Annotated in this window: 1 protein-coding gene and 1 pseudogene; both read right to left on the reverse strand. The window is 42.2% G+C overall.

Features of this window, described 5'->3' with window-relative positions; all coding sequences use genetic code 11:
• Positions 1-231: 231 nt before the first annotated feature.
• On the reverse strand, positions 232-816 hold the full coding sequence (locus AC3G3F_RS23785) for a hypothetical protein (RefSeq protein WP_079796805.1): 585 nt from the start codon (positions 814-816) through the stop codon (positions 232-234).
• Positions 816-1,437 (reverse strand): annotated as a pseudogene (locus AC3G3F_RS23790) (hypothetical protein); the annotation flags it as partial. The pseudogene AC3G3F_RS23790 and the gene AC3G3F_RS23785, both read right to left, overlap by 1 nt.

Raw genomic sequence — 1,437 nt, forward strand, 5'->3', positions numbered from 1 at the left:
TCTGGAGGAGCGGATCGCTATGATGCAGTGGTGGGCGGATTATCTTGATAAAAATACTGAGCGATATGTATCGCCTTATCAGTATGCGGGATATCAGAGGGAAGCGTCATAAAATAATACCTGGACAGGAGAGAACTTACACCATTTTTACCTATCAGTATGAGCCTGTCAGTATTTCATTGGTTTACTTCTAAAAATGATAGCCTCATGAATGAGGCTATCTATAATCAATTAATCAACATTACAGCCATTTCTATCTTCGAAAATTCTAATAAATTTGTTATTCTCAAATTTATAGTAATTTGTTTCGCATGGATTGGTTATTGGAACGCCATCTTTATCATGCTTTAACTCTTTAGGTATTGCTTGGCCGGTAAGTATTAATAACAAACTATCACTTTGTGTTTTTGTTTCAAACGGTTCGCCAACAGGTGTACCATTATCACCTACTGCACCATATGAGTCACTGCCATTAAATTCAGGAAGGTTCGAGACAACGTTCCCTGTCGATTTATCTAATACCCAGCCACAAATACCATGTTGACATTCATCGCCTTGGTACGCATCTGTTGCAAAGAAGCGATAATGCCCCGCGAAATTAACGGGTTTTACTAATTGCTGCTGCATCGTTTTTTTCCAATGCGCAGAGTATTTACTCTGCTCGTTTGTTAAAACCAGCGTCTGAGAAAAAGGCCCCGAAGTGACTGTTGCTGGATAATGAGAAAATTCAGGGAACATTTTATCTTCAGCCTGAATTGTTGCAGTTGCGCACACCCACAGGCTGATACAGGCTAGCAATATAGATTTCCGTTGCATTATTTTGACTCCTCTAGTGCTCTAACCATATCGTCAGGTAGAAGTGAAGCTTTGTTTAAACCATCGCCATCATAATAACCATGCCCATCATTCGCGCTAATTCGTCCCTTACTGATTTGCTTACCTTTTCGAACTCCAGCAGATGCAAATTCTTTCGCCCAAGCATAAATTGCGTCCTCAACATTCCCGTCACCCTCCAGATAGTTGATAAACTCCGGGCGTTTAATTTTAATTAAATAATCGTTGAAGATCCTATCCTGCATAGATGAATCATATAACGCTGTAGAATCCAGATGTAATTGATGTACTGCTGCTTGTAATGTAGAGGGTATTAGTTGAAAACGCCCTGTCGCAAACATTACTCCCGGGTTAGCTTGTGCATCCATTACCTGCTGAAGTGTCATAGAGGTCAGATTAGTATCGTAATGTGCCACCGACCTTTCCGGACTATGAAATATCTGGTTGTAAGCCGTGTAATCGTTCTTTGACTCCACGCAGCCCAGCAGGTCTGCAAACGGACTGTGCGCCCAGCCGCGTTTTTTCGACGTGCTGATGGCATCCAGAAACACCAGCGGGTGCATATGCCATGGCGTTCGCGACATGTCCGGTACCTGATCCATC

Source organism: Salmonella sp. FC25216, assembly GCF_057751355.1.

Coding starts and splice junctions, on each gene's coding strand:
- AC3G3F_RS23785 (WP_079796805.1), bottom strand. CDS start 816: ATGCAACGGAAATCTATATTGCTAGCCTGTATCAGCCTGTGGGTGTGC.